This is a genomic window from Bartonella sp. AP1QHHD, assembly GCF_042196265.1.
Lineage (GTDB): Bacteria > Pseudomonadota > Alphaproteobacteria > Rhizobiales > Rhizobiaceae > Bartonella.
Window position 1 is genome coordinate 23,958 of record NZ_JBHIPW010000054.1, and the last position, 23,484, is coordinate 47,441.

The window sequence follows — 23,484 nt, forward strand, 5'->3', positions numbered from 1 at the left end:
GTAAAAACTTCAATAAAATGAGACTCCCGAATATTATAGAATTCTTTCATTTCTAATTTATTCATGATCAAGCAATCATAATTATTTTCTCACCTATCCACAAGGGGAAGAGCCACTATAGAAACAAGGAATAAAAATGCCTCGTAAAGAATCAACACAATGGCGTTTTTGTCTATCTAAATTTCACAAACAGCGCACACACACACATGATGCTCTTGAGAGGCATCAAAACTTCACTCTGCATAAGAAAGATGAAAACAATCCATAATCAATTTTATGAGCTATTTTTGTGAGTAGGAGCCATACGGATTCCTAAATCACGTAATTGTGTAGGAGACACATCAGACGGAGCACTCATCAAAAGATCAAGTGCCTGTTGATTCATAGGAAATAAAGCAACTTCACGCAAATTTTTAACACCTTGCAACAGCATAATGATGCGGTCAATTCCCGCAGCCATACCACCATGTGGCGGAGCCCCATAATGGAATGCACGATAAAGACCACCGAAACGATCTTTCACAACTTCCTTAGAAAGTCCTACAAGTTCAAAAACTTTAAGCATCATTTCTGGTAAGTGATTACGAATTCCACCTGATGCAATTTCATAACCATTGCAAACAAGATCATATTGAAAGGCTTTAATAGTAAGAGGATCTTGACAGGCAAGAGCATTTTCTCCCCCTTGAGGCATGGAAAAAGGATTATGTCCAAAATCAATCTTTTTTTCATCTTCATTCCATTCAAAAAATGGAAAATCAACAATCCACGCCAAAGAGAAACTATCTCTATCAAGAAGATCTAATTCTTCCCCTACCCTTGTGCGTGCTGCTCCGGCAAAAGATGAAAACTTTTTTGGATCGCCAGCTACAAAAAAACAGGCGTCCCCACTTTCAAGTCCAAGCTGTATACGGATTGCTTCAGTCCTCTGTTCACCAATATTTTTGGCGATAGGCCCTGCTCCTTCAAATTTTCCTTCTTCTTCACGCCAGAAAATATAGCCGAGTCCTGGTTGCCCCTCGCCTTGTGCCCATACATTCATACGATCACAAAAAGCACGACTTCCACCCGTTTTAGCTGGGATAGCCCACACTTGTGCATTCTCATCATTCGCTAAAATTTGAGCAAAAACTTTGAAACCAGAATTATAAAAATGCTGAGAAACATCTTCCATAATGATCGGATTACGTAGATCAGGCTTATCAGAACCATATTTTCGCATTGCTTCATCATAGGAAATGCGAGGAAAGCTTTGTGTCACAGTTTTTCCATCTGCAAATTCTTCAAAAATAGAACGCATAATAGGTTCCATAGTTGCTAAAACATCTTCTTGCTCAACAAAACTCATTTCAACATCTAATTGATAAAATTCACCAGGAAGACGGTCGGCCCTTGGATCTTCATCTCTAAAACATGGAGCAATCTGAAAATAACGATCAAAACCTGACATCATCAACAACTGTTTATATTGCTGTGGTGCTTGCGGTAGCGCATAAAATTTCCCCTGATGAACACGACTTGGAACCAAAAAATCACGCGCTCCTTCCGGCGATGAAGCTGTCAAAAGTGGCGTCGTAAATTCCGTAAAACCATTATTTTGCATAGCCCGTCTCATAGCCGCAATAATTTCAGTCCGACGCATGATATTTTTGTGCATAGTCTCCCGACGCAAATCAAGAAAACGATATTTTAATCGAATATCTTCTGGATAATCAGGCTCACCAAAAACCGGTAAAGGAAGCTCATCAGATTTTGAAAGAATTTCTACCTCTTGTGCAAAAATTTCAATCTCACCTGTTGGAAGCGTTGCATTAATAACCTCATCAGAACGAGCACATACCTCCCCATCCACACGAATAACCCATTCAGAACGCACTTTTTCAATAAATTTAAAAGCTGGTGAAGCAGGGTCAGCAACAATTTGTGTGATTCCAAAATGATCACGTAAATCTACAAAAAGAATTCCTCCATGATCACGAACACGATGAACCCACCCCGAAAGACGAACTTGTGTTCCTACATCACATCTACGAAGAGCCGCACAATGATGACTGCGATAACGGTGCATGTTTTTTGCCTTTGATTATAATATTCACATGCGCTACAAACGCTTTTTAATAACCATTTGTCAAGATATGAGAATAAAAACTCAGAAATAAAGTCAATAAAGCACAAATTTAATTTATCGAATTATAATAAAATGATGAATCTTATTACACAAACAACAGATCTTGAAATTGCACTTAACGCTCTACGTACCTCTGATTTTGTAACAGTCGATACTGAGTTTATTCGCGAAACAACTTTTTGGCCTCAACTGTGTTTAATCCAGCTCGCATCACCAGATGTCACAGTTTTAATTGATCCCATAGCACCAAATATTGATTTACAACCTTTTTTTGACCTTATGATCGATAAAAAAGTTGTAAAAGTTTTTCATGCTGCGCGCCAAGATATTGAAACAATTTATCATCTTGGAGGTGTTATTCCTTCCCCTCTCTTTGATACGCAAATAGCAGGATCAATTTGTGGATTTGGTGATTCTATCTCCTATGATCAAATTGTACAACGCTGCACGGGGCATCATCTTGATAAATCCTCCCGCTTTACAGACTGGAGTTACCGCCCTTTGTCTGAAAAACAACTGCTCTATGCACTTGCCGATGTAACTTACTTAAGAGATGTTTACCTGTTATTGAAAAAAAGGTTAGAAAAAAATCAACGTGCTCACTGGATGAACGATGAAATAACAATCCTTTTAAATCCTAAAACCTATGATATGCCAGAAGATGAAGCATGGAAAAAAGTGAAAGGAAAAATTAAAAAGCCACGTGAACTTGCTGTATTACAAAAGATAGCAGCTTGGCGGGAACGTGAAGCACGAAAATACAATATGCCACGTCGTCATATCATAAAAGATGAATGTCTTATAGAAATAGCAACCCAACAACCAAAAGATGAATCTGCATTAAAACGGTTGCGCAGTCTTAATAAGAATTGGGATAAACTCTCAATTGCTCAATCATTAATCAAAGCTGTCCACGAAGGCTTAGAGGTGGATCTTTCTACTTTACCCCCCATTCCTAAACATAATCCACTCAATGATACGACAGCCGCTGTTATCGATCTGCTCAAAGTGTTATTAAAAATTGTTGCAAATGAAAACAGCATTGCCCCTAAAATTATTGCAACATCTAATGATTTAGAAAAAATTGCCAATGGAGGAATAAAGAAAAATATTCCCGCTATGAATGGCTGGCGCTATGAAATATTTGGACAAAAAGCCGAACAACTGCTAAAGGGCCAGATAGGGTTTTACTGTAACGATGGAAAAATAAACACAAAACAGCTTTAATTTACATTTTCATTTTGAAAAATCCATTATATGCTACTCATTATCTACATCAATTGGTATACCCTATAGGCCAACGGAAATAGGATAAATAAAGCCTACTTCTGACAAAGTTAAAAAATTAAATAGTAAACTCTTATTAAAATGATAGCTAAATCTTTATCAGGTCAATCAAATAGCAATCCCATTAAAAATAATCTAAAAAAACAAACAGCTCCTTATTTAAAAGTTTTGAAAAGAAAAAGTTCTGATATAAAAGCGCATTCATTACAAAAATAGCAGCCTAGAAATAGGAACAAACAAAGATATAATGCCTCACGTCACCATATCGTATTAAAAAACTACCGAGATTGCAATCTAACAATCAAAAACAAGCCAGCATAACAACTAAAATACCTAACAAAAGCAATATATTGATTTATAACGATAATCTAGCGTTATTTATATTGAATTAGACCTCCGAATATCGTAAGATTCTCTCATTTCATCTCAATAAGACTCATAAAGTTTCACATAAGAAATTATATGATAAAGCGCTGTTTTTTATAAATTAAACACCTTTCAAAGGATTCAAAAATCATGGTTAATAAATAGTTATGATTTATTTCTATTTTTTATATTGAAAGGATTTTATAATGACTGAAATGATATTCTTTTGACAGACCGTAAAAGTGCAAAACTGTTTCATATGAGTATTTCAACATTCCAGCGTCATGTAACCAGTGGATCTCTCCCAAAATCTTTAAAACTTGTTTTTTATCGCGTTGGTTACAATCGAATCTTATCAAGATAATCGAGCAAGCTAAACAGAAACATTATAACGACGCAGCATAAAAAGAAAACCTTTTCACGTAAAAATGGACAAAACTTTTCATTTTCACATGAAGCTTATGAAGTGAAAAATCCATCCTGTGACGCAAATAACAGAATAAAAAATTATGTTTTCTTTTATGAATGCTCAGGCATTAACAAATGCTTTGCGTGGTGTCTAGAGCATGGGCGCGTTATGGAACAAGTCCTATTGTCCAGCTCATGATGATAGGCTACCTAGTTTATCCCTCGTCAATAGCCCTATATTATAAGACATAAAACACGAATAAATTAGGAAAAAAATCAAAAAATTTCAAAAGCGAGAGGTTGTTTTATTATTTTTGATAACTTCTGTAATCGTCCAAAAGGACGTTCTCCTAATAATCCAGCGTAATTCTTTGGGATCTGCAGGATAATATGATCTGCTTTTCTATGCCACAATAAATGAGGTAAAATTCCTGCAACAGAAGCACTGAAAAGATGAGCAATACGCATAGTTTCGCCAAGAATACGTGCTTTTTCAATTATATTTTGAGTTGCTAATTGAAAAATGGGAAGAGATTCTTTATCAACCAATAAACTCGTATTGCGAAAAAAAACAGCAAGCGCCGCGTAAAGGCGCCCTTCATGAGAAATTCCTGGATAAGATCCTAAAGCTATTTGATTTGCTGCTTCATTGCCTCGATAATCTGGATGTATACGCCAACCAATATCCGCAAGAAGACAAGCGGCTTGACGATAACGGCATTCATTTTCCGTTTCTGAAATTCCAAAAACTTCAAAAGCATTCGTCGTAAAATCAATGAGTTCTTCTGCTTGTTTTGGTGAACGTGCCCGTAAAATAGCCATTTCTGTGCATGCTGCAATGAGAGGATCTGAAAGTCGAATCGCCTGCGGCAATCGTGAATAAAGAAAACCTTCACGAACGCCAGCACCAGAAAAGATTATCTTTTCAAACTCCATACACTGAATGAGTTCAATAAGAACTATTGCCCCATAAGATAAAAGTTTTCGACGGTTCTGAGAAACCGCTGCAATCCCTCTCATATTATCAATATTGCCACGTGCTACAAGACGTAAAAAGTTCTCCATTTCAACAGCATCAACTTCATAGCCATGCATAACAGGAAGCCGATAGTGTTTCATTGCCATATGGAGTTTTGCCAAATTACGCCATGTCCCCCCTACTGCATAAAAATAACGTGCTATACCTTTACGAGTACGAACAACAGACGATTTATAAAATTGCTCATGTACAATTTTTGTAGCTACAGCACTATCATTATTTGACATATACTGTAGCCTTAAACCACCCAATGGGAGCGTTATCCCTTCACCAACATCAGAATGATCAATATCAATCAGCTCAAGACTTCCACCACCAAGATCCCCAGAAATACCTTTTGGTTGATAAAAAGTAGACACAACTCCATATGCTGAATACATAGCTTCTTCACTTCCTGAAAGAAGATATATTTTATTTTGCAAAATATCTTCAGCATGCTGAATAAATGCTACGCCATTCTGTGCATCTCGTGCTGCTGCTGTTGCTAAAGTATAGACCTCATCTGCCCCAATCTGTCGACAAAGCGTACGAAACCGTTTCAGTGTTTGCAACGCCATTTTCATCGATTTTTCTTCTAAAAATCCTGTTTTCGCCACACCATGACCGAGACCACAAAGAATCTTTTCATTAAATAAAACTGTTGGTGATCGAACAAGCCCCTCATAAATAACCAACCGAACAGAATTTGAGCCAATGTCAATAACAGCAACAGGCTTACGCCCTTTTAACCGACCTTGAGCATCTCTATATGTCATTGGATTTTAGTCTTTATGTATTTCGGCTTGTTGCCGATGCAACGCAACCAAGCGCGAAACAGAAGACTCAAAAGACTCATTTTCCCCCGCAAAACTTGTATTGGCCATAAAATACTCCTGCGCATTAAATAGACTTTCACCTATCTGCGGTGTAATACGTTTTGATGTTCCATCCTTAAGTATATCAAAGCTTTGTTGATTATCAATGATATTAGCTAACATAATCTGTAAAAGAATTTTTTGACGCACTATTTTATTAAAAACCGGAACCAATATTTCAATACGATAGTCCAAATTACGAGGCATCATATCAGCAGAGCCTAAGTAAACGAGTGCATTTTCATTAGGCAAATCTTGACCATTCCCAAAACAAAAAATGCGACTATGTTCAAGAAAACGCCCGACAATTGATTTTACACGAATATTATCCGAAATTCCTAGAATACCAGGACGTAAACAACATATCCCCCGCACAACCAAATCAATTTGCACCCCTGCTTGACTGGCACGATATAAAGCATCAATAATTTCAGGATCAACCAATGCATTAACTTTCATCCAAATAGCAGCAAACCTTCCCTGTTGTGCATGAACAATTTCTCCCTCAATATGCTCTAAGATACGACCACGCAATGTTAAGGGTGAAAAAGCAATCTTCATTGTTTCATTTGGACGCTCATATTGCGCAATATAATTGAACAATAACGCAACATCATGAGCGATATCATCATCCGTGGAAAAAAAAGAAAGATCGGTATAAGTTTTAGCGTTAATGGGATGATAATTTCCTGTCCCAAGATGAACATAAGAGCGAAGACGTTTTCCCTCACGTCTCACAGCTAATGACATCTTAGCATGCGTTTTTAATGCAATAAAACCAAAAATAACTTGAACCCCAGCACATTCAAGATCCCGGGCCCAACGAATATTTGCTTCCTCATCAAAACGTGCTTTAAGTTCTACCAAAGCAGTCACAGACTTTCCCTGTTCAGCTGCTTCAATCAAAGCGCCAACAATTGGACTATCATTTGATGTACGATAAAGTGTTTGTTTGATTTCCACAACATCAGGATCGCAAGCAGCTTGACGTAAAAATTGGACAACAACATCAAATGTCTCATAGGGGTGATGAATCACAATATCATTTTCACGAATAGCCGCAAAACAATCTCCTTTATGTTCACGAATACATTCTGGAACACGAGAAATATAAGGAATAAATTTGAGATCATCACGGGGAATAGAAACAATTTCTGATACCGTATTAAGCGCTAAAAATCCATCAAGAACATTAATACAATTATCAGGAACAGCGAGACTATTCGCTATAAATTGGCGTAAACTCTCTGGCATTTTTGCGTCAAACTCAACTCGAATAACCTGCCCACGGCGCCGCCTTTTAAGAGCAGTTTCAAAAAAATGAACAAGATCCTCAGCTTCTTCTTCTACTTCAATATCACTATCTCGGATTACTCTAAATGTACCAATTTCTTTAACCTCATAGTTAGGAAATACATATTTAATAAAAAGGCAAATAACATCTTCAGATGCAATAAAACGAAAATGATTGCCTTCTTGAGGAAGAAGAATAAAACGCCTTAAAAGCATTGAAATAGACAACAACACTGTGTGTGAGTTCTGATCAGTTTCTCCAGACAATTGAAGCGCAATAGAAAGCCCTAAATTAGGAATAAATGGAAAAGGATGAGTAGAATCAACAGGCAAAGGTTTTAAAACAGGAAAAATTGTCTCAAGAAAATATTTTTCAAGCCATGACTTTTCAATTTCTGAAAGATCATCAGAACAAATAATTTCAATATCATTCTTTTTTAATTCATCACGTAAAACATTCAATTCTCGTAGTTGGTGAGCCTGCAGCTTTGAAATCTCAGCTAATACAATATCAAGTTGTTCCTGTGGAGTGTGCCCATCTGCACTGCACGCTGTAACGCGAGCACGAATTTGAGCTGCTAGTCCTGCAACACGAACCATAAAAAACTCATCAAGATTTGCGGCTGAAATAGAAAGAAATTGTAGACGTTCTAATAAAGGATGTTTCGAATTAGCCGCTTCCATCAAAACACGATTATTAAATTGTAGCCATGAAAACTCTCGATTAATAAACCGTACCGGATTTTTCATTGTTATATTCGATATAGAAATTTTATCTACCACCCTCTGTTCCATATATCCTAAATAATTTTCTTTTACATTTTCTAAAATCCCTGACGAAATATCTCACATAATATTTGATAATATGTTATCATCATAATAATATATCAATGCCTAACTTCCCTCATCATTTTTCCATTTAATATTTTAAAATACTTGGAATTATTGCTATGCGCAAAGCACTAAAAGTAAAACAACTATTCTAATATAGCATAAAAGAAGAGAAATTTGTCTTAAAAAGCAGCTTGCATTATTCTACGCTTTATTACAAACTCACGCCTATAAAATAGAAGAGCCCAATCATAGCTGATGAGAAAATTTATTCTGGAGTTTGTACGCCATGTCTGATCACAACATTCCTCATTTTCAAAATGACATTGGATATAAAACAATCGAAATTGGTGTGAAAGAATTTATGTGTGTAGGCGCTACACAACCATTCGATCATCCTCATATCTTTATCGACATGGGAACAGCAGATGAGAAAATTTGCCCTTACTGCTCAACCCTTTATCGTTATGTTCCCTCACTATCATACAATCAAACAAACCCAACAGGATGCTTATATAATCCAGAAAAGCTATTATAATTGCGTTTTTTGGCTTTCTTAATAACTACTCTTTTAATTCTGCTTGTTTAATATGAAATCATTTGTAGAACAATCACCCATCATCGTTGGGGGAGGAATTGCTGGTTTAAGCACCGCTTTAGCACTCGCTCATAAAGGAATTGCAAGCACCATTATCGAAAAGTGTAAGCAACTTGAAACGATAGGCGCTGGTATTCAACTGACACCAAATGCAACATCTATTCTTGCTCGCTGGAAACTTCTTAACAAACTCTCTGAAGTCGCGACAATCCCACATTTTTTTGAGTTAAAAGATGGATTATCTTTAAAAATACATCTACGGGCTCATCTTATTAATCTAACAGAAAAATATTGGAAAGCCCCTTATCTGACGATTCACCGCGCGGCTTTACAAAAAATTTTATATAATGCAGTGATTGAAAATCCTTTGATCAAATACAAAGCAGGCGAAACGATTGTATCTTCTACCCAATCTGCAAGCAACATTAAAATCACGACAATAAAAACAGATACGGCAACAGAACAGCTTTATTCAACGCCCCTCCTGATCGGATGTGATGGCGTTTGGTCAACATTACGGCAACAATCTCCTTTTCATGAAAAAGCAAATTTTAGTGGCTTTATTGCTTGGCGTGCAACAACAACATCTGATAATCTTCCTCAAAACTTTCGTTCTTCATTGCAAAATATGAAGACAATTACGGCTTGGATGGGATCAAAAAATCATCTTGTTGTCTACCCCATTCAATCGTCAGAAAAAATTTTTAATTTTGTCGCCATTACGCATGGAGAAAATTCAAAAGAAGGATGGGCCCATAAAGGAGATAAAGAAAAACTCAAATCTCTTTTTAAAGATTGGAATTCAAAAATCTTAGAAATCTTTGATCATATTGATGAATGGAGCTATTGGCCACTCTTTCAAATGAAACAAAATCGTTTTATCGGTTTAGAGAGACAAGTATTTGTTGGCGATTGCGCACATGCTGCCTTACCTTTTGCAGCACAAGGTGCCGCTATGGCAATCGAAGATGCCGCCACATTAGCAAAAGCACTTTCATTGAAAGATTTTTCATTAACGAAAGCACTTTCGCTTTACGAAACAATACGCACTCCCCGTATTGCAGCAGTAAAAAAACGCGCAGATTTCAATAGATTAGCCTATCACGCAACCGGTCCCATAGCAATTGCACGCAATCTCATGATGAAAATTCGTACACCAGAGAGCATTATGTCAGATCTCAATTGGCTTTACATATATGATGCGATGAATTCTATAAAAAATAATGATAAAAACTTATAAAATTCTTCCGGCACTTTGAATATTACGAAAGAACGAGATTTTTTAATTTTATGACACTAAAAAAATATCATAATTTACTCAAATAAAAGCAATATTTTTCGAAATCTACAATCCGATTTTAAAAGCTCAATTTTTAGCTCTCCTAAAAGCAAAAACACCACTCAAAATCAGCTCCCATCTTTAATCTTTCTTTAACTCAATTCTACATCAACAACACCCTGAATTAATTTCATAGCATTTGCGACATGTGAATTTACCTTATATCGCTTAGGAAGCGCAATTTCGACTTCTCGCAATCCATCCTCTTGAATTAAAATAAGCCCAACCTCTCCATTCCCCCCAAGATTTAAATTTTGTTCAATTTGTGGAAGCATATCAACTGTTTTTATAAAGAGACGCATCATTTTATGCTGTTGTAATGATTCATTTTCCAAAGACTGAATTGTTTCAATTCGCAAACTAACTCCTTCAGAACGATTTTCTGCGCTCACCGTAATAATAAAAGATTTTCCGGGTTCTAGCATCTCTTCATAATCCGAGAGTGCCTCAGAAAAGAGAACTGCTTCATATTGTCCACTTGTATCAGAAAAATGAATAATTCCCATTTTTTTACCAGATTTTGTTTTGCGCACGCTTTTTGCCACAACAGTTCCAGCAAGCCGTGCAGCTGTTGCTCCCCCTTTAACGGCATTGGCAAAATTACCCCAAGTCTGAATGCGTTTTTTGTCCAGAATAGCTTGATACTCCTCCAAAGGATGCGCAGAAAAGTAAAAACCTATAGCTTGAAATTCTCGATAAAGTTTCTCAGCCGGCAACCAAGGGGTTGTTTGCGATAAAATCAATGGTTCTTTTAATCCGCCTGCCATTCCAAATATATCAACCTGCCCGCTAGAATTGTCATCGAGAATACGAAGTGCACGCGCATGAAGGGTTCCAAGATTGGCTAATAAAACCTCACGTGCAATGTTAAAACAATCAAAAGCACCAGCACAAACTAAACTTTCCATCGCACGCTTATTAACAATACGAGGATCAACGCGCGCACAAAAATCTTCCAAATCCTTAAAAATCTTATTCCCACGACAAGAAACAATATGATCTACAACAGTTTCTCCCACACCTTTAATGGCAGCAAGAGAATAATAAATACTGTTATCACCAACCTCAAAAACACGATGAGATGTTTGTATAGAAGGTGCAATAACTTCAATACCCAACCTTAATGCTTCGCGTCGAAAATCATTGAGCTTATCTGTATTCGTCATATCATATGTCATTGAAGCAGCTAAAAACTCAACGGGATAATTTGCTTTCATATAAGCTGTTTGGTAAGAAACAATTGCATAAGCAGCAGCATGCGATTTATTAAAACCATAATCGGCAAATTTTGCTAAAAGATCAAAGATAATATCAGCTTGATCTTTATCCACACCACCTGCAACAGCTCCATTGATAAAACGCGTACGCTGTTTTTGCATTTCAGCATGAATTTTTTTCCCCATAGCACGACGTAGTAAATCAGCTTCTCCAAGCGAATAGCCAGCAAGAACCTGAGCAATCTGCATCACCTGTTCTTGATAAACAATAACACCTTGTGTTTCTTTGATCAGATGATCTATTTTAGGATGAATAGAAGCAATTTTCTCTTCCCCATGTTTGCGTGCATTATAGGTTGGAATATTCTCCATTGGACCTGGACGATAAAGTGCGACCAGCGCAATAATATCTTCAATACGGTCTGGCTTCATTCCAATCAACGCCTTGCGCATACCAGAACTTTCCACCTGAAACACACCAACCGTTTCACCACGTGCCATCATAGCGTAGGTTGCTTCATCATTCAGAGGAATATTTGATAAATCTATTTTAATCCCCTTTCTGGCAACAAAATCGACTGCCATTTTCAAAACAGTAAGCGTTTTTAATCCAAGAAAATCAAATTTTACCAGCCCCGCCTGTTCCACATATTTCATGTTAAATTGTGTAACAGGCATATCAGAACGAGGATCACGATACATCGGGACAAGCTCCCAAAGTGGACGATCTCCGATAACAATCCCAGCAGCATGAGTTGAAGCATGACGATAAAGTCCCTCCAACTGAAGTGCTATATCTAATGTGCGGCCAACAACGGGATCTTTTTTCTTTTCCTCTTCAAATTTAGGTTCATCCTTAATAGCATCAGCTAATTCTACCTGACTTCCTGGCGTGGCAGGAATTAATTTTGTAAGATAATCCACCTGACGATAAGGAACTTCTAAAACACGCCCCACATCACGCAAAACTGCACGTGCCTGTAACTTACCAAAGGTAATAATTTGAGCAACTTGATCACGTCCATATTTTTTTTGAACATATTGAATAACTTCTTCGCGCCGCTCTTGACAAAAGTCGATATCAAAATCTGGCATCGAAACACGATCTGGGTTGAGAAAACGTTCAAAGAGAAGAGAAAACCGCAAGGGATCCACATCAGTAATTGTCAATGCATAAGCAACAAGTGAACCAGCACCAGAACCCCGTCCTGGTCCAACGGGAATGTCATGAACCTTTGCCCATTTTATGAAATCTGAAACGATAAGAAAATATCCAGAAAATTGCATACGCGTAATAACTGAAATTTCATAATCAAGCCGCTGTTCATAATCTGCAATCGTATACCCTTCAGCCAACCCTATTGTTTCAAGCCGCATCTTCAAACCAGCTTTAGCCTGATTTAACAACTCACTATCTTCTATTTCTAAAGTAGTTTCTGAATTAACAGATTGTTCTATAAAACGAGGCAATATCGGTTTTCGAAGAGGCGAGGCAATATGACAACGCAATGCAATTTCAACACTATTTTCCAAAGCTTCTGGAAGATCAGAAAACAGTGTAACCATTTCATCTTGTGACTTCAAATAATGATCTGGCGTCACACGTTTGCGATCTGGATTAGAGACAATTTGTCCTTCAGAAACAGCCATCAGCGCATCATGCGCTTCATACCCTTCTCTTTTCAGAAAAAAGGCTTCATTCGTTGCAACAAGAGGAATTTCATGCGCATAAGCCAATTCAATAAGATCAGCTTCTACACTCCGGTCATAAGAACTATGCCGTTGTAACTCCACATAAAGACGATCCGCAAAAGATTTTTTCAAATAAATTAAGCGCTCAACAGCGTGTTCTTTTTTCTCTTCCGCCAAAGAAAGATTAATAGGTCCTCCCTTTCCACCCGTTAAAGCGATTATTCCTTCACTGTGTTCTGACAACCAATCAGCTTTAATATGAGGAGGATCAGTATCACACTTATCAAGATAAGCACGGCTCACAAGATGAACCAAATGAGCATAACCGGTTTCGCTAGCTGCCAAAAGAACAATAGAGCAAAAATCAGAAGGATTACGCCATTTAGCCAAACGTGAATGATCATTTTCATCACAAAAATCAACAGTAAGCTGACAACCAATAATAGGTTGGACCCCATGAGAAAGACAATGCTGTGAAAATTCCAAAGCACCAAATAAATTATTGGTATCGGTAATAGCAATCGCTGGTGCATGATCTGAAATCGTCTGTTGAATAATTTGGGGGATTTTTAAAGCCCCTTCGAGCAAGGAATAAGCTGAATGCACTCTCAAATGAATAAAGCGAGGAAGAGAATTTTTGTTCTCTTGCATTTGCATTTTATTTTTTACCACTCTCACAATTTCCCACTACAAAATAAATGCTAAACAGCACCCCTTATAAAAGAAAAAACTTCTGTTTATCATCAAACTTTAAAGCTATAAATTCATCATCCTACATAGGAGCAATATCCTAATTTTATTAATATTTATAAGAGAGTTCTATCAAGAAAATGCTTCTATTCACAGCAAATAAACACCTAAAATAAAAAGAAAAACAATATACCTCATCTAAGCACTTTAATTTTTGACCATTTAATTGTATTTTTCTTTAAATATTAATTTCTCTTCCTAAAGTTCAATGTGTAAATAAAGCAACCTCCTCTTTATGACTTTATCCCCAAAAAGCTCTTCTAAAGGTCTAGAAAAAACAAAAAGGGCAGGTTAAATTTGCTCATGCCTCCAAGTCTTCTTACCCCACTTTTTAATTCTATCCGAACTCTTTCTGGTATTACACCTAAAGTCTATGGTTTATTGACCAAACTCTTAGATGTTAATCCCACACAACGCGAAGCAACCCTTATTGACCTTCTTCAATTAATGCCCCATTCCGTTATAGACCGCAGAATGCGTCCCAACATTACTTGTGCAAAAGAAGGAAATACTGTTACGCTCGAAATTATCATCGATCAGCATCAACCACCACCCCGTGGTCACAACCGAATTCCCTATCGTGTTATTGCCCATGATCACACAGGAAAAATAAATTTAGTCTTTTTTCATGCTCAACCTCTTTGGCTAAAAAAACAACTCCCCGAAGGAAAAAAAGTCATTATATCAGGAAAAGTTGAATGGTTTAATGGACAGCTTTCAATGGCGCATCCAGACTATATTGCCCCAAGCGAACAATCAAATCAGATACCTCTCATCGAACCTGTCTATCCCTCTACTGCAGGACTAACTGTAAAGACACTAAGACGCGCCATACAAAACGCTCTTGATTTTATTCCTCTTCTACCAGAATGGATAGATGAAAATGTAAAAAAGCAGCAAAATTTTCCTTCTTTTTCTGTTGCTTTACGCCGTATCCATGCGCCCATTAACCCCAATGATCTATCCTTAGAAAGTACAGCACGCAAACGTCTTGCCTATGATGAATTGCTCGCTTGTCAATTGGCACTAGGACTCGTGCGTTTGAAAACTAAATCTCTTGTTGGCACTTCTCGACCATCAACAGGAATTTATACTAAAAAATTGCTCAATATCCTCCCCTTTCAACTCACAACCGGACAAAAAAAAGCAGTAGAAGATATCGCAAATGATCTTGCTTCACCAGAACCGATGCTAAGACTACTTCAAGGTGATGTAGGCGCAGGAAAAACTGTTGTTGCATTGATGGCAATGGCACAAATTGCTGAAAATTCAGGACAATCAGCTTTAATGGCACCAACTGAAGTGCTTGCTAGGCAACATTTTGCCACCATCGCTCCTCTTGCCGAAAAGGTCGGATTACAAACAACGCTTTTAACAGGACGAGAAAAAGGGAAATTGCGGACAAATATCGTGAATGATATTTTGTCAGGTCAAGTTTCTATTGTCATCGGAACCCATGCTCTCATACAAAACAGTGTTACTTATAATAATCTCGCTTTAACCATTATCGATGAACAACACCGTTTTGGTGTCCATCAACGTATCGCTCTTACAGAAAAAGGTAATAAAGCTGATATGCTGGTTATGACCGCCACGCCCATTCCGCGCACACTTGTCTTAACAGCTTTTGGTGATATGGATGTATCTAAAATTACCGAAAAACCAATGGGACGACAACCCATTACAACAGCAACGCTTTCTTTGAAACGTCTTCATGAGCTTATAGAGAGAATCGCAATTGCATTAGAAAAAGGAGAGAAGCTCTATTGGATTTGTCCTTTAGTGGAGGAATCGACAGCTCTTGATCTCACTTCAATTGAAAACCGCTTTGCATTTCTCCATGAGTGCTTTGGAGCACACGTTGGTATGATCCATGGAAAAATGTCTACAGCAGAAAAAGAAGCCGCTATGGCATCTTTTAAATGTGGAAATACACGTATTTTAGTTGCAACCACAGTCATTGAAGTGGGAGTAGATATTCCAGATGCTTCGATCATTATCATCGAACACGCGGAACATTTTGGCCTTTCACAATTGCACCAATTACGTGGACGTGTAGGACGAGGCGATAAAAAATCTTCCTGCATTTTGCTCTATAAAGATCCACTGACTAAAACAGCAGCAACACGCCTTAATATTATCCGCAATACAGAAGATGGTTTTGAAATCGCTGAAGAAGATTGGCGCCTACGAGGCGAAGGAGAGCTTTTAGGTACAAAACAATCCGGAGTCCCAGAATTTCATATAGCAAACCTTGCTGTTCATAGCGATCTTTTGTCAATGGCAAGAAAAGATGCTTGTTTATTTTTACAACGCGATCCTCATCTTTCTTCTGAGCAAGGACAAGCTTTACGGTTGCTCCTTTATCTTTTCGGACACAACGATGCTGCACGCCTCTTACGAGCAGGATAATAAAGACCCTCTAATAAAAAACTTAAATACTTTTCTGTTTAAATATGGTTTTCTCTCTTAGAATTACCCATAAATGATCTACGCAGTCTCTACCATCTTTATGCTTCATGAACGAATAATAAATCAACAGCACTATCTTCTCTCTCAATCTGAATTATTCTTGCATTAAAACAGTAGAAGCAATATTGCGTCTTTTTTTACCATTATGTTCACATAGCTGATCCATTTTTTGATAGGTAAGAAGATATTTTTTGTTTTATCGTAAAGGATTGAGAAAGAAAAAAACTGTCTACAGCATTCTCGTTCAACAGAGAAAAATGGAAAAATAAGCTTTATTATAAATCAATTTCTTACACTTGATTATTCTTCAAAAGATTCAAAAATATACTTTTATTCAACCGTGACTGATTTTGCTAAATTACGGGGTTGATCAACATCTGTTCCTAATAAAACAGCCGTATGATAAGCGATTAACTGAACAGGGAGTGCATAAATAATAGGAGAAATAAATTCTGGAACATCTGGCAAAGTGATCGTTGATAAAGTCTTAAGAAAAGCCACCTCTGCTCCTTTTTTATCGGTTATTAAAATAATACGACCATTACGCGCTACCACTTCTTGCATATTAGAAAAAGTTTTTTCAAACCACCGATCATAAGGTGCAACAACAATAACGGGTATTGTCTCATCCACCAGAGCAATTGGTCCATGCTTTAATTCACCTGCCGCATAACCTTCAGCATGAATATAAGAAAGCTCTTTCAGTTTAAGAGCTCCCTCCAAAGCAATCGGATAAGAAGTTCCACGTCCCAGATAAAGAACACTTTTTGCATTCACCAAATCACGACAAATACATTCAATTTTTCTCTCTAATTTTAAGACCTCATTTAAAATACGTGGAACTTCTGCCAACTGTTGAACCAGTTTCTTTTCCATTTGAGCCGAGAGATAGCCACGTTGTTTAGCAGCACTAAGAGCGAGTGAAGCAAGCGTTGCCAATTGACAGGTAAAAGCTTTTGTTGAAGCAACACCTATTTCCGGTCCGGCAAGTGTTGGGAGAATAAAATCAGCCTCCCTTGCCATTGTTGATTGCTCTACATTCACAATTGTTGCTGTTTTTACACCCCGCTCACGACAATAACGCAAAGAAGCCAATGTATCAGCTGTCTCACCAGATTGAGAAACAAACAGCGATAACACATCAGACGTTATAGGAGGTTCACGATAACGAAACTCCGAAGCAACATCATTATCAACACTTAAAGCGGCAAATTTCTCAAACCAATAGCGCGCAACTAAGGTTGAATAATAAGCCGTTCCACAACTCGCAAAAAGAAGCCGATGAATATTTTTCCAATCAATCAAATTCTCAAGCGGTCGAACGACATAATTTCCAAGGTCAAGATAATGCGCCAAATTATGAGAAATCACTTCAGGTTGTTCAAACATTTCCTTGTGCATAAAATGACGATGATTACCCTTAGAAATCAATAAAGCCCCTTCGAATAATGTCGTCACAGGACGTTTTACCGGTTGGTTGTTAGCATCATAAATTGTAACACCCTCCCGTGTGAGAACAGCCCAATCCCCATCTTCCATATAGCTAATATAATCAACGAATGGTGCCAAAGCAATCGCATCTGAACCCACAAAAAATTCATCTTTTCCATAACCAATTGCCAGAGGTGGACCAGAACAAGCAGCAATCATAAGGTTATCTTCACCTTCGAAAATAAGAGCAATAGCAAAAGCCCCCTGCAGCCTTTTCCAACTAGTACGCATAGCTTCTTGCGGAGAAAGACCATCTTTTAATGCACGCGTTATTAAATGTGCAATAACTTCCGTATCCGTCTCTGTTTCAAAGATACAACCATCCTCTATGAGTTCCTTTTGCAATTCTACAAAATTTTCAATAATACCATTATGAACAATCGCAAGCTTTTCAGTCACATGGGGATGCGCATTGTGTTCAACAGCAATTCCATGCGTAGCCCAACGGGTATGACCAATCCCTAAACTTCCCTCCAGAGGTGTTTTTTTTAATTTTTCTTCTAAATGAACAAGCTTCCCCTCAGCACGTACACGATAAAGATGCCCATTATGGACTGTTGCCACCCCAGATGAATCATACCCTCTATATTCAAGACGTTTTAACCCCTCAACCAAAAAGGACGTAACACACCTCTTTCCAAGAATTCCAATAATTCCACACATTAAAAAGCTCCAACCCTCATCTTAAGATTTAAATCTTATAAAACAATCCAACAGCCTTTATTTAAAACTATAAATAATAAAATAATTCAAACATGGAGTACGGCAATCTTTAAGAATAAACATCCTATCCATCGTTAGATTAACACGAAACAAAGGAATAGACTGAAAATAATCATTTTTTCTGTTTGTTTTCTAACAAGCGCTCTCGAAATTTTGTCGCATAGCCCTCTTTTATAACCTGTCGTGCACGCCCAAAAGCCATACTGTTCATAGGAATATTTTCAGTAATAACACTTCCTGAAGCAACATAAGAGCCATCCCCTATTACCAATGGGGAAACAAGTGCCGTATTAGACCCAACAAAAGCATGATCACCAATTATGGTTTTATATTTGTTAAATCCATCATAATTACAAGTAATCGTACCAGCTCCAATATTGGTATGTGCACCAATTTCGGCATCACCAATATAACTTAAATGATTGATTTTAGAAGATTCTCCTACCTTAGCTTGTTTGACTTCACAAAAATTTCCAATCTTTACGGACTTCGCCAACTCTGTTCCTCGACGCAAACGTGCATAGGGACCAATCTGTGCATCCTTACCAACCACAGCACCCTCGAGATAACTAAATGCATGAATAACAGCACCAGATTGTACTTTCACGCTTAATCCAAAATAAACATTTGGTTCTATCACCACCCCTGGTTCAATTTCTGTATCATAAGAAAAATAGAGTGTTTCTGGTTTTAAGAGTGTAACACCCGATAACATTAAATCGCGCGCTTTACGTTTTTGCCACAAAGAATCAGCCTCAGAAAGCTCAAGACTGTTGTTAATTCCTACAATATCTTCAAAAGGAACTTCAACAACACGCACATCTAATCCTTCGCCTATTGCAAGAGCAGCAATATCTGTTAAATAATATTCTTTTTTCACATTGTTATTACCAACCTTCTCTAAAAGAGAAAGTGCAAGTTTTCCACGCATAGTGAGTATTCCACCGTTACAAAAAGAAATCTTTTTTTCTTCATCGCTAGCGTCTTTTTCTTCTACAATTGCGATCAATTGACCATTTTTCTCGAGAAGACGCCCATAACCTGTTGGATTTTGGGTATGAAAACCTGCAAAAACAACATCTGCTCCATCAGCAAGCTGTGCACGCATTTGGTTCAATGAATCTTGCTGAATGAGAGGCGTATCCCCAAAAACAATGAGAACATCATCCACTTCCTTTTGCAAAGCTAAACGAGCAGATAAAACAGCATGAGCTGTTCCTAAACGCTCTTTTTGTTCAAAAATCATCGCATCTTTTACAAATGACTGAACAACGTGCGTAACCTCCTTAGCACCAAATCCCACAACGACTGCTAATTGTGAAGAGCCTGCCAATTCTATTTGTTTTAGAACATGGCATATAAGAGGCAATCCAGCAATTTTATGAAGTACCTTAGGCAGAGACGATTTCATGCGCGTCCCCTCACCTGCAGCAAGAACAATAGAAAGACAACTTCTAACCATAGAAACACATAAGACTAACGAGAAAATCCAAAAAAATTCATAATATCGTGCCAACGAATATCTTCAATATAACTCAACGAAGGATAATGTTCTAAAAGCCAAAATGAAAGATCCTGCATAGAGCCTGTTAAAAACAAAATCCCTGTAAGAATAAGAAAAACACCAATAATTTTTTCAACTTTTCCTAAATGAATACGAAAAGCTCCTAAAAATCGCATAAAACTGCTCGAAAATAAAGCTGCCAACATAAAAGGAATAGCAAGACCTAATGCATAAACCGCTAATAGAACAGCTCCCTCTCCCACAGTTTCTTTTGTTCCAGCAAGCGTTATAATAGGGCCTAAAATGGGGCCAATACACGGTGTCCAACCAAAAGCGAAAGCTAACCCAATAATATACGCGCCTAAAGGACCAGAAGGTGTTTTTTTGGTCTGAAAACGCGCTTCACGGAATAAAAAAGCGATCTTGAAAATCCCCAAAAAATTTAAACCAAAAATAATAATGACAATTCCAGCAGCAAGGGCGAACCAATCACGATAATAACCGATGAATTTCCCAATTGTGCTAGCACTGGCACCTAAAGCAACAAAAACAGTCGTAAACCCGAGAACAAAAGCAATAACAGAAGACAATAAAGCCCACCGTACAAAGACTTTCTCATCACGATTTTTTGAACGAAAATCATCAATACCAACACCTGCCATATAGCACAAATAAGGAGGAACTAATGGCAAAACGCAGGGCGACAAAAAAGAGAGTGCCCCAGCAAAAAACACACCAACTGTTGAAATTTCAATCAAAACTCATACCCCGTCTCTCATCATAGTTTACCCCCATGAACAACAATCAATCCACATCTTCATCAATTCGTTGCATATTTTGCTCATTCGCCACCACACTTATATCTTCATCATGACCAGAAACGACTGAAAAAACTTTTTGATAGATTTTATCTTTATTTTTAGCAATTGCAATATACTCTCCCTCCGCTAACACGAGTGAAACATAAGCACCAACTGTTTCATAAACGATATCACCAGAATCATTGGCAAGAGACCAACTTGTATCTGCAAGCGCTTCCCCTCCTTCTTGTCGTACCAGCTTTAAGACAATCTGAGCAGCCTGATGTTCAAGGGTAACTTCTGTCATTTTACCAGCATCCACTTGAATATCCGAACGAGCCGTCGCATTAATAGAACCATAATGGGAAGCAACATGGTAGCGGCCAGCTTTTAAACGCACAACTGATTGGGGTTTAACATTTGATAAAATCACCCCCGTATCATCATTTTCTTTTTCATCCTCATAAATGGTAAAACGTAATTCCTTTTCATTCATTACACCATTGAGCAGTGTTGCATTTAAAATGACTCCACCAGCCTCAAGATTAAAGTTTTTTACAAGACTCTGTCCATTTTTTAAACGAATATGGCGCACAGCACTCATATGACCAAATGAGACATGAACAAGATAATTTCCTGGTTCGAGATCAAAACGCGCACTTCCCCCCTTATAGGTTGCCACTAATGGTAATTTATTATCAATCCCTAGAATAGGGGCATAAACCCGCCAGACAAGCCCTTTTTCAATATCCGGATGACTATTTGTTAATCGAGCATTCAAAATGAGTTGTGTTTGAGATGCTACATTTTCTTTTTCCTGCTCTTGAGACTTTACAATAAAACTCCTTGATTGTCCCTGCTGCTGATCTTTCCCTTCTCCTTCTTCAGAAAAAGCACAGTGGCTCCAGATCAATAAAGTAAGCACCACGCACAACCATACACATCGGTGCACTATTTTTAGGTGCACTATTTTTATAAGAATACCCATTCTCACATTGTTGACCAACATGATATTTTTTTCAAGAAACAATATCACAAAGCCATCATTTTAAATTGAAAAACTCACACCACAACCACATGATGAAACAGCATTGGGATTGTGGATTTGAAAAGACTGACCCATAAGATCATCAACAAAATCAATCTCAGCTCCTTCCATGAAAGGAAGTGATAGTAAATCAATAAACACAACAGCCCCATCTTTTTTGAGAACGAGGTCATCTTTACACATTTCAGAAACCAAGTCATATTTATAAGAAAAACCAGAACACCCACCACCTTCAACAGAAATACGCAATGCTATTTTATCGGGTTCACGCAAAAGTATCTGTGCAATTTTTTTGGCAGCAACATCTGAAATTTTCACATTCATTTTATATATCCTTGCATTAAACCATCAAGAAAGAGTATCCCATACTCAAAGAGCAGTTTATTTGTCATAAACCACTCTCAATTTTAAGATGATAATGGGCAACTTGCAATGGATATAGGCAATATCAACTTTAATTACCAATCTCGAGCAGTGTACAGTGCTCATCCGCAAACAAGCCGTGGTAGATTATTCCATGAAACGATGAGTACCACACGCTCACCTTTTCAACGAGATAGAGATCGTATTATCCATTCTAATGCATTTCGACGTCTTAAACATAAAACGCAAGTATTTATTGCTGACGAAAGCGATCATTATCGTACTCGCCTAACCCATTCCATAGAGGTCTCTCAAATTGCAAGAACATTAGCCCGTGCCCTTTGTCTTGATGAAGACCTTGCCGAAGCCATTGCCCTTGTTCACGACTTTGGACACACGCCCTTTGGCCATGCTGGAGAAGATGCACTTAATGAAGCCATGGTACATTATGGCGGCTTTGATCATAATGCACAAGCATTACGCATTGTCACAAAACTAGAACAGCGCTATGCAAATTTTGATGGACTTAACCTTACATGGGAAACCCTCGAAGGACTTGTAAAGCATAATGGTCCCCTTTTAGGTCCTCACGCGAAGAATAAGGAAGTTCCTATCGATATTTTACAATACAATGCAGAGCAAGACCTTGCACTCGATTGTTTTGCAGGACTAGAAGCGCAATGTGCTGCTATTGCAGATGATATCGCATACAATGCGCATGATATTGATGATGGTCTACGTTCGCAATTTTTAACACTCGATCAATTTGAACATGTTTCACTAACAGCAGCAATATTAAAAGATATAACAGATGAGCATCCCCACCTCGACCAAGCGCGTCGCGGTTACACACTTGTACGAAGACAAATAACAACCATGGTTGAAGATGTTATCAAACAATCACAAGAAAATTTAGCACGCATCAAACCAACAAGCATAAACGATATTCACCAAGCAAAACAAACTATTGTCACCTTTTCACCGACAATGATCGTTTATGAAAAAGAACTAAAAAACTTTTTATTTAAAAATCTTTACTACCATGAACAAGTTCTTAGTCGTCGCAATGCAGCAAAATGCATTGTACAAAAATTATTCAATTGTTATTATGAAAATCCAAATACAATGCCTGAAAGTTGGCAGAGCAAAACAGTGCACTTAAAAAATCAAGAGTTAGCACGTTTGATTGCTGACTTTCTTTCAGGCATGACGGATCACTACGCTCTACGTGAATATCAGCGTTTATTTGACCATACAGATAATTTCGTCTAATGGCTTTTG

The 23,484-nt window shown here is 37.6% G+C and carries 15 protein-coding genes and 1 pseudogene; 7 read left to right on the plus strand and 9 right to left on the minus strand.

Features of this window, described 5'->3' with window-relative positions; genetic code table 11:
• Window positions 1-136 precede the first annotated feature (136 nt).
• A complete protein-coding gene (locus tag ACFIME_RS05300) occupies window positions 137-268 on the plus strand; it encodes a hypothetical protein (RefSeq protein ID WP_375684612.1) in 132 nt (43 codons plus the stop codon).
• Between the two features lie 6 nt (window positions 269-274).
• On the opposite strand, the gene aspS is transcribed toward ACFIME_RS05300, so the two are convergent.
• On the minus strand, window positions 275-2,068 hold the full coding sequence (aspS, locus tag ACFIME_RS05305; protein ID WP_375662150.1) for an aspartate--tRNA ligase: 1,794 nt from the start codon (window positions 2,066-2,068) through the stop codon (window positions 275-277).
• A gap of 132 nt (window positions 2,069-2,200) precedes the next feature.
• Here aspS and rnd point away from each other — a divergent pair, with 132 nt between their 5' ends.
• Both rnd and ACFIME_RS05315 read left to right on the plus strand, forming a co-directional pair.
• Window positions 2,201-3,355 (plus strand): ribonuclease D, encoded by a 1,155-nt coding sequence (gene rnd, locus ACFIME_RS05310; protein WP_375617784.1) that lies wholly within the window; start codon window positions 2,201-2,203, stop codon window positions 3,353-3,355.
• A 646-nt stretch (window positions 3,356-4,001) separates the two neighbouring features.
• Window positions 4,002-4,186 (plus strand): annotated as a pseudogene (locus tag ACFIME_RS05315) (DNA-binding protein).
• A gap of 279 nt (window positions 4,187-4,465) precedes the next feature.
• Here ACFIME_RS05315 and ppx read toward each other — a convergent pair.
• Both ppx and ACFIME_RS05325 read right to left on the minus strand, forming a co-directional pair.
• Window positions 4,466-5,983: an exopolyphosphatase gene (gene ppx / locus ACFIME_RS05320; protein ID WP_375655006.1), complete on the minus strand. Its 1,518-nt coding sequence runs from the start codon at window positions 5,981-5,983 to the stop codon at window positions 4,466-4,468.
• A 6-nt stretch (window positions 5,984-5,989) separates the two neighbouring features.
• Entirely contained in the window at window positions 5,990-8,170 is a 2,181-nt protein-coding gene (locus tag ACFIME_RS05325) for an RNA degradosome polyphosphate kinase (RefSeq protein WP_375662151.1), read from the minus strand.
• Window positions 8,171-8,495: 325 nt separating this feature from the next.
• On the opposite strand from ACFIME_RS05325, the gene ACFIME_RS05330 reads away from it, so the two are divergent.
• Together ACFIME_RS05330 and ACFIME_RS05335 are read left to right on the plus strand one after the other, a co-directional pair.
• Window positions 8,496-8,744, plus strand: a complete 249-nt coding sequence (locus ACFIME_RS05330) for a zinc-finger domain-containing protein (protein WP_375662152.1) — start codon at window positions 8,496-8,498, stop codon at window positions 8,742-8,744.
• 52 nt (window positions 8,745-8,796) lie between these two features.
• A complete protein-coding gene (locus ACFIME_RS05335; RefSeq protein ID WP_375684613.1) occupies window positions 8,797-10,044 on the plus strand; it encodes an FAD-binding protein in 1,248 nt (415 codons plus the stop codon).
• Window positions 10,045-10,235: 191 nt separating this feature from the next.
• Here the strand turns inward: ACFIME_RS05335 and dnaE are convergent, their stop codons facing one another.
• A complete protein-coding gene (gene dnaE / locus ACFIME_RS05340) occupies window positions 10,236-13,703 on the minus strand; it encodes a DNA polymerase III subunit alpha (protein WP_375684634.1) in 3,468 nt (1,155 codons plus the stop codon).
• A gap of 402 nt (window positions 13,704-14,105) precedes the next feature.
• Here dnaE and recG point away from each other — a divergent pair, with 402 nt between their 5' ends.
• Window positions 14,106-16,214: an ATP-dependent DNA helicase RecG gene (gene recG, locus ACFIME_RS05345; protein ID WP_375662154.1), complete on the plus strand. Its 2,109-nt coding sequence runs from the start codon at window positions 14,106-14,108 to the stop codon at window positions 16,212-16,214.
• Between the two features lie 390 nt (window positions 16,215-16,604).
• Here the strand turns inward: recG and glmS are convergent, their stop codons facing one another.
• The 5 genes from glmS to ACFIME_RS05370 all read right to left on the minus strand — a co-directional run bounded on the left by glmS (window position 16,605) and on the right by ACFIME_RS05370 (window position 22,164).
• A complete protein-coding gene (gene glmS / locus ACFIME_RS05350) occupies window positions 16,605-18,428 on the minus strand; it encodes a glutamine--fructose-6-phosphate transaminase (isomerizing) (RefSeq protein ID WP_375684614.1) in 1,824 nt (607 codons plus the stop codon).
• 172 nt (window positions 18,429-18,600) lie between these two features.
• A complete protein-coding gene (gene glmU / locus ACFIME_RS05355) occupies window positions 18,601-19,950 on the minus strand; it encodes a bifunctional UDP-N-acetylglucosamine diphosphorylase/glucosamine-1-phosphate N-acetyltransferase GlmU (protein ID WP_375662156.1) in 1,350 nt (449 codons plus the stop codon).
• Between the two features lie 14 nt (window positions 19,951-19,964).
• Window positions 19,965-20,750: a cytochrome c biogenesis CcdA family protein gene (locus ACFIME_RS05360; protein WP_375662157.1), complete on the minus strand. Its 786-nt coding sequence runs from the start codon at window positions 20,748-20,750 to the stop codon at window positions 19,965-19,967.
• 46 nt (window positions 20,751-20,796) lie between these two features.
• Window positions 20,797-21,801 carry a carboxypeptidase regulatory-like domain-containing protein gene (locus ACFIME_RS05365; RefSeq protein ID WP_375684635.1) on the minus strand — a complete coding sequence of 335 codons (1,005 nt, stop codon included), beginning with the start codon at window positions 21,799-21,801 and terminating at the stop codon, window positions 20,797-20,799.
• Window positions 21,802-21,840: 39 nt separating this feature from the next.
• Window positions 21,841-22,164 (minus strand): iron-sulfur cluster assembly accessory protein, encoded by a 324-nt coding sequence (locus tag ACFIME_RS05370; protein ID WP_015856510.1) that lies wholly within the window; start codon window positions 22,162-22,164, stop codon window positions 21,841-21,843.
• A gap of 108 nt (window positions 22,165-22,272) precedes the next feature.
• On the opposite strand from ACFIME_RS05370, the gene ACFIME_RS05375 reads away from it, so the two are divergent.
• Window positions 22,273-23,475 carry a deoxyguanosinetriphosphate triphosphohydrolase gene (locus tag ACFIME_RS05375; protein WP_375662158.1) on the plus strand — a complete coding sequence of 401 codons (1,203 nt, stop codon included), beginning with the start codon at window positions 22,273-22,275 and terminating at the stop codon, window positions 23,473-23,475.
• Window positions 23,476-23,484: the final 9 nt, after the last annotated feature.